We start from the raw sequence: 6,474 nt of genomic DNA, 5'->3' as shown, positions 1-6,474 counted from the left end.
GTGGGCAAATGACCGGTGTGACGTTACGCGTCGATGTCCTTGAGGCGTAACAGCCCAGACGCTCGGACATGCGATGCACCATTGAAGGCACCATCAGCCGTCTTGAATGAGTGAAGTTAATTCGTTAAGCCTTTATCCCGCTGTTTCAGGTCTGCATCGAGCAGGATTCTGTTCGAGCCGTACCTGACAAAAAAAGGACGGCCTTTCTACAAATGACTGAATGGTTTCGAGGATGCAATGAAAAAACGTTTTCGAGTGGGAATCGTGGGAGTGAGCACGGAGCGCGGTTGGGGCACGACAGCTCATATTCCTGCGTTGCGTGCGCTGTCCGATGTATTCGAGACCGCCGGCGTGGCAAACACCAGTCTCGCGAGCGCAAAGGCCGCCGCTGCTGCCTTCGGCATTCCGCGCGCGTTCGCGAACGTGGCGGAGCTGGTGGCCTCCCCGGATATCGACGTCGTGGCCGTAACAGTCAAAGTTCCCCATCATCGTGAAGTTGTCACTGCGGCTTTGGAGGCGGGCAAGCATGTCTATTGTGAATGGCCGCTCGGAAACGGCCTTGCAGAAGCGATCGAGCTTGCAGAGCTCGCCAAGCAGGCCAAGGTACGGGCGGTGGTGGGCACCCAGGCCACTGCGTCGCCCGAGGTCGAATTCGTGCGCAAGATCGTGGCTGATGGATACGTAGGCGACGTGTTGTCGTCGACCTATCTTGGCTGCGGCCCTACCTGGGGTGACGAAGTCACGCGCGGCGACTCGTACGCCATGGATTCGCGCAACGGCGCAACCATGCTGTCGATCATCGGTGGGCATGCGCTTGCTGCCGTGCAAAGTGTGCTCGGCCCCGTCTACGAGATGGAGGGCGTGGTGTCGCAGCGCCGGAAGACCGTGCGCATCGTCGAGACGGGCGACTCGATCCCGATGCAAACACACGATCATGTGATGGTCAATGCCGTTTTGAAGTCGGGAGCACCGTTGTCCCTGGAGCTTCGCGGGGGCCTGCCGCGCGGCACGCGCCTGCTGTGGGAAATCAACGGAACGCTGGGCGATTTGCGCATTACCGCGACGAATGACCAGGCTCCCGTCATTAATATCTCGCCATTGCGCGTGGAGGCTGGCCGCAGGGGCGAACAGGCGTATAGCGAGGTTGAGGTTGCGAAGTCCCACTACTTCGATTTCGCGGACACGGACTTTGCGCGGAACGTGGCGGCCATCTATCGGCAGATGGCCGAGGATCTGGTTCAGGGAACCAACATTGCCCCTGATTTTGATGCCGCGGTAGCCCTTCACAAGGTGATTGATGCCATCGAGAGGTCGGATCAGACGCGCAAGCAGGTGCGAATCGAATGACCGGCGTCCAGATCGTGGATTCGTTGAGCGGTCGGCAAAGAATGGTTTTATCAGAAATGACAGAGATCCTCGAAAAGAGGATCGACGATCTTGTTTGACGGGAGCTCAATCCTCGTTTGCTTGATGTCTGAAGATTCGGCGATGCCATCGTGTCGTGCCGGGAGAGGGAGGACGTCTGTTGCCTTGAATGGCATTGAGCACGTAGCCGGCCTGAACGGAACGATTGCGCACGGCACGAGATGATATTCGAGGTCCAGGAGGGGCAATGCCGCTACCTGGTCGTCAACGCGGCGAACCGCCGAGCCTCGCACAGCGCGTGCACACGATATCTGCGATAGCCCGAACACTGTCGCCGTCTCGGTCGTCGCCCGCTCGACGATCGACTGGCACCGCTCCCGCGAGCGTGTCCAGTTACGACTTGCGCATCTTCCCTATCTGCACGCCAACCCGCGAGCCCACACTGCTGGCGGGCTCATCCGTCTTTGCTTTGCACCACGCTCAAGAATAACCAGGCGATCACGGAGTGCAGCGAAGATGCGTCACGCGGTCAGTTGCGGCATCGCCGCTCGCAGTCGCGCCCTCTTTGAGACGACACCCATGTGAAATCCGTGACCCATGCGACATGGGTAGGGAGATTCCCTAGGGCCCTTGACTTTGTTCATTCCGAAACACATCATCCTATATAAATCGATCGTAGATAGCATCGTCGTATTTGAAATGATATGCCGAGAGCACGGATGTGATGCTGCGCATCCTGATGGCTTCTCGTTGACCAACTGCCGTCGGTCCTCTTGTGTGTCGGTATTGCTAGTTACTTATTTGTAATTCCGACAAGAATCTGTCGGGCAGAAAGAAATTCAGGCTGGTCGTCCGGCCCGCAGTGGATTCGTGCTTTTCGAGTGGCCCAAACGGAGGACGGCCTATCCGGTCTCCGTGTTTGCAAGGCTCCGGGTGGAGGCAAAGGCGATGCAATTCAGCAGTCGAATCCTGGGCTATGCCGGCAAGTCACACCTCGCCCCGCATTCCTCTGTTCGTTTTCGAACTATTGCATTCCGCTCTCGAAGCAATCCGCACTCACTGCCGGAATTCAAATTCTACTTAATAAATCTCATGCAGACAAAAAAAAGAACCAGAAAGGCACGTTCTCTTGTCAATAGTTCGTAGGACATAGCAATGCAACTAGTGGGCGCATTGGCAACATTCAACAACGGAATCAAGGATCAATATGTTCGACTCGCCTATGGCCTGGATAACTGGCACGCAAAACACGGAAGACCCGCGCGATTTCATGAAGGCCTCCTTCGACAGGTTTGAAGTCGATGCAGCGTACCGATTCGGCGGCGCACTCGCGAAGATTGCCACGGCGTTTAGCGCCTGCGTCTTCGGGACGGCCGCATATGCGGCGGGCGACTCCGCGACCAACCATCAGAGCCGCTCCGCCTGACGCAGATCTCTCCTCCGCGCTTCCTACCGACAAGTTCAAGGAAGTATTTGCACAGTAATTGTTCGAGACGAATCATGAATGACCAGAAAACGCTGCTGCAGGTCGATGGTGTCACCAAGATCTTCCCCGGAGTCCGGGCGCTTGACGACGTGACGTTCTCGGTGGTCGAAGGCGAGGTACACGGTCTCGTTGGCGAGAACGGGGCAGGCAAGTCCACGCTCATGGCCGTCGCGTCCGGCGCCCTTGTTCCGGAGAAGGGACGCGTCGTGATCGACGGCACGGAAACGCGAGGAGACACGGAGCAGGCACGCCGGTTGGGGTTGGCTATCGTACGGCAGGAACCGGCGCTCATGCCTGACCTGACCGTAGCGGAAAACCTTTATCTCGGCGTGCCTGCCGAGCAGCGTCCGTCCTTGATGGAGGTCGCGCAATGGGCGCGAGGCCTCCTGAGGCAATGGAGCGCCGATGTTGCAATCGATGCGAACGAGCGCGTGGTGAGCTTGGGCCCCGAGCAGCGGTTCATCGTCGAAATCGTCAAAGCGCTTGCTGCAAAGCCCAAGGTTCTGGTCCTCGACGAACCTACCGAACATCTGTTGACGGAAGACGTCGAACGTCTGTTCGAGCGCATCCGCAAGATAACGGCTTCGGGTTGTTCGGTCGTCTATATCTCGCACCGGATCCGCGAGGTGCAGAAAATTGCGCATCGCCTGACGGTTCTTCGCGACGGTCAGGGTCAGGGCACCTATGAGGCCGCGGGCCTCAGCGAACAGGAGATCGTCGAACTGATCGTTGGCGGTGCGCTCGACCGCGACTTCCCGGCCAAGGGCAACAATGGTGGCGCAAGCGTCGTTCTCGACGTGACGAAGCTGCGTGGTGCCGGCTTTACCGACATATCGGTTCGGGTCAGGAAAGGCGAGATTGTCGGCCTCGCGGGGATCGACGGCAACGGCCAGCGAGAGTTCATGCGAGCCCTCGCGGGACAGACGCGAAGCCGCGGTAGCGTCACGGTGGCCGGCATTCCCGCGAAGCTTCGCAACTCGCAGGCTGCCGCCGATTCGGGCATCAGTTATCTGCCGGGCGATCGTCATCGAGAGGGAATTTTCGGCGAATTGTCGGTGCGCGAAAATTTTTCGATCCGTAGTCTCCCATTCGATTCGATCAAGGGATGGGTGAGCCAGCGCAGCGAAGCAAAGCGCGCCAGGGACGCCGTGACGCGCTTCGCTGTCAAGACGCCGTCCATTGACACGCCTATTCGTACCTTGTCGGGCGGTAACCAGCAGAAGCTTGTGCTGGCGAGTGTCCTCGCCAGTCATCCCAAGGTGTTGCTGGTCGACGAGCCGACCCAGGGCGTGGACATTGGCGCACGGATGGAAATCTACAAGGTGCTTCGCGAGGCCGCGGCCGCAGGCACCGCCGTGATTGTCGTTTCGTCGGATGCGCACGAGGTGGCGGGACTCTGTGACCGTGTGCTCATCTTCTCGCGCGGCCATGTCGTCAAGGAATTGGACGACGACGCCGTCAGTGAGAACAACATCACGTCTGCCGTCTTGACCGCAACGACTGAGCGGGAGAAGGGCGCTTCCCGAACCTCCGGCGTTTGGAAGTGGGCTGCTGGGGATTGGGCGCCGCTCGTGATGCTTGCCGTTGCAGTCTGTGCGCTCGGCATGTATGCGGCGCACGTCAATCCGACCTACCTTTCTGCGCGAAACCTCAGCGGCATGCTGGCGCTCGTGGCGACACTGGCCATCGTCGCATACGGGCAGCAGATGCTCATGCTGGTTGGCGGGATCGATCTTTCGGTCGGGCCGCTCATGGGGCTGATCGTCGTCATACAGTCGTTCTTCCTGACGGATGGCGCCTCGCTAGGCCATCAGCTCTCTGGGTGGGTGATCGTGTTGCTCGTCGCCCTTGCCGTCGGACTCGTGAACTGGATGCTTGTCGGCCCGTTCCGGTTGCATCCGATGGTGGCGACACTCGCGACGTACATGGCGCTTCAAGCGGTGTCGCTGCTCCTGCGCCCGGTTCCGGGCGGCCTGATCGCGGATCCCATCGTGGAGTCGATCGGTGCCCAGCTCGGCGTCATGCCCATTGTCGCGATCGTGGCAATCGTGATTGCCGTGGTGCTCGAAATCGCGTTGTTCAAGTCGAGGGCCGGTCTCACGCTGCGCGGCGTGGGCTCCCGCGTCGAAGCTGCGCGGATGTCCGGTGCCCGCCCGCAACTGACGTCGCTCGCCGCGTACATGGGGTGTTCGTTTCTTGCGGGCGTCGCTGCCGTGCCCATGATGGCGCAGGTCGGCACTGGCGACCCGAGCGCCGGCATCAACTACACGCTCGGAAGCGTCGCAGCGGTGGTGATCGGCGGTGCAAGCCTGTTTGGCGGACGCGGCTCCTTCGTCGGTTCGCTGCTGGGCGCGCTCCTCATCATTCAGGTGAATGTCGTCACCTCATTCCTCGATATTGGCGACTCGTGGCAGTCGTACCTGTTGGGCGGGATGATCCTCGCATCAGTCGCGCTCTATTCCAAGAGCAGAGAAATGGTGGTGGCGAAATGAAAAACGCAATGCACAATCAGGCGGAAGTTATGTCGGAATTCCTTGAGCCCTCTAAGTCGAAATCAAAAGCAAAGCCGGCACGGCTACCAGCGGTTGATGAATTCTCATGGATCTGGGTCGGGCTGATCCTGCTCTTTGCGTGCAGTTCCATCGTCGCGCCGGGCACGATGACGCGAGGCTCAATTTTGGCCATGCTTCCGTTCGCTGGCATTCTTGCGATTGTCGCGACGGGCCAAACGCTGGTCATTCAGCAGCGCGGGTTGGACATGTCGGCAATCGGTATGGTTTCGCTCGCCGGCATTGTCATGGCCAGGACGGGATTCGCATTCAATTCCATCGTCCTTGCCGTCATTTTTACTGTTTGCGTCGGCGGGATCGTCGGAATCATCAATGGTGCGCTCATCTCGAGGGTCGCGATTACGCCGCTGGTGGCGACGCTTGCCGTCAACGCGCTGCTGATCGGCTGCGCCCGCTCGTTGACCGGTAACGTTCCGGTTGCAGTCCCAACCGTCATGCAAACCATTTCGCACGCCCAGTTCCTTGGGCTCCCGGCCAACGTCTGGTTCGCCTTCGCGTTCGTGACGACCGCGTGGATCATTACCCGCAAGACCACGGTAGGGCGCAGGTTCGTCGCTGTGGGGGTGAACCCGCGCGCGGCTGAAGCCGCAGGCGTCAACGTGCTGAAGTACAAGATTGGGGCGTACCTCGCCTCCGCCGTTTGCTTTTCCGCGGCGGGGGTGCTGCTCGCCGGATTCATCGGAAGCGCTTCGCAGACGTCGGGTAATGACTATCTCCTGCCGGCGGTCGCGGCCGTGGTGGTCGGAGGCACGCCGTTCACGGGCGGCAGAGGCAGCGTCGTCGCGAGTGCGGTGGCCGCACTGTTCATGGCGCAACTCGGTCAGCTCGTGCTGGCGCTTGGTGCGGGCCCCGCTGCTCAGCTCCTCGTTCAGGCCTGCGCGATTCTGCTCGCAACCACCGTCCGCCATCTGCCATCCGCGATAAAAACGTTTCGCAAGAGGTCGTAGCGGAAAGTAGTAGCGGGTGTCCGCGCCATTATGTTCCGGGTGCCCGTGGTAGCTCGAAAAGCGGCAGTTTCGGGGTTGGGACCTTGGAGCGGGAAGCCGGTTACGA

At 60.0% G+C, this 6,474-nt stretch carries 4 protein-coding genes; all 4 read left to right on the top strand.

From position 1 onward, the window contains the following. Window positions 1-237 precede the first annotated feature (237 nt). Window positions 238-1,347, top strand: a complete 1,110-nt coding sequence (locus P0D96_RS24200; RefSeq protein ID WP_408315665.1) for a Gfo/Idh/MocA family protein — start codon at window positions 238-240, stop codon at window positions 1,345-1,347. Between the two features lie 1,240 nt (window positions 1,348-2,587). Continuing rightward, window positions 2,588-2,791, top strand: a complete 204-nt coding sequence (locus P0D96_RS24195; protein WP_408315663.1) for a hypothetical protein — start codon at window positions 2,588-2,590, stop codon at window positions 2,789-2,791. 74 nt (window positions 2,792-2,865) lie between these two features. Further along, window positions 2,866-5,343: an ATP-binding cassette domain-containing protein gene (locus P0D96_RS24190; RefSeq protein ID WP_408315661.1), complete on the top strand. Its 2,478-nt coding sequence runs from the start codon at window positions 2,866-2,868 to the stop codon at window positions 5,341-5,343. Next, entirely contained in the window at window positions 5,340-6,368 is a 1,029-nt protein-coding gene (locus tag P0D96_RS24185; protein WP_408179494.1) for an ABC transporter permease, read from the top strand. Before P0D96_RS24190 ends, P0D96_RS24185 begins: the two co-directional genes overlap by 4 nt. Window positions 6,369-6,474 lie beyond the last annotated feature (106 nt).

This window comes from Paraburkholderia sp. RL17-347-BIC-D, assembly GCF_046027915.1.
In the GTDB taxonomy this organism is placed as follows: Bacteria; Pseudomonadota; Gammaproteobacteria; order Burkholderiales; family Burkholderiaceae; genus Paraburkholderia.
This window is presented reverse-complemented; position numbering and strand designations above follow the sequence as displayed.

Bases quoted from the DNA above. Each gene is read 5' to 3' on its own strand.
- P0D96_RS24200 (WP_408315665.1), top strand. From the start codon at position 238: ATGAAAAAACGTTTTCGAGTGGGAATCGTGGGAGTGAGCACGGAGCGC.
- P0D96_RS24195 (WP_408315663.1), top strand. From the start codon at position 2,588: ATGGCCTGGATAACTGGCACGCAAAACACGGAAGACCCGCGCGATTTC.
- P0D96_RS24190 (WP_408315661.1), top strand. From the start codon at position 2,866: ATGAATGACCAGAAAACGCTGCTGCAGGTCGATGGTGTCACCAAGATC.
- P0D96_RS24185 (WP_408179494.1), top strand. From the start codon at position 5,340: ATGAAAAACGCAATGCACAATCAGGCGGAAGTTATGTCGGAATTCCTT.